Origin of the sequence: Acinetobacter sp. TUM15071 (assembly GCF_008980925.1) — a bacterium.
GTDB lineage: Bacteria > Pseudomonadota > Gammaproteobacteria > Pseudomonadales > Moraxellaceae > Acinetobacter > Acinetobacter dispersus.
This window is the reverse complement of sequence record NZ_BKGB01000066.1, coordinates 1-448: the sequence shown is the minus strand read 5'-3', so window position 1 is coordinate 448 and position 448 is coordinate 1. Positions and strand designations below refer to the sequence as shown.

The window sequence follows — 448 nt, the reverse complement described above, 5'->3', positions numbered from 1 at the left end:
ACGGTCTTCTTGCTTAAATGAATCTTCATAAGCTTGGCCAACTAGACCTGAAGCAAGTGGAGAATCATCAATCACACGAATTGTCGTAGTAGCATCGTCATTTGAATACTTAGACGCCATTTTGCGCATTTGTTCAAGTGTACGTTGCTGAGCTTCTTCAGCTGCTTTACGACGTGCAGCTTCTTCAGTTGCTTTTAACTGAGCTGACTGCTCTTCACGAGCTCTTTTCTGTTCTGGAGTTTCAGCTGGTTTTGGTGCAGGTTTAACTGTACCACCACCACGCTTTTTCACTACAACAGCAGCTTTTGGAGCTGTCTGTGCAGCACTATCTTGTTGATGAGCAGCACGCATCGCATCTAAAGTTGCTTTAGCTTTTTGCTCTGTTTGAAGACGCGCTTTTTGCTCGGCAGTTTCACGCGTTTGCTGTTCTACACGTGCTTTTGCTTCA

The 448-nt window shown here is 44.9% G+C and carries 1 pseudogene; it reads right to left on the bottom strand.

What is annotated here, in order from left to right:
* Positions 1-448 (bottom strand): annotated as a pseudogene (locus GBI66_RS19250) (translation initiation factor IF-2); the annotation flags it as partial.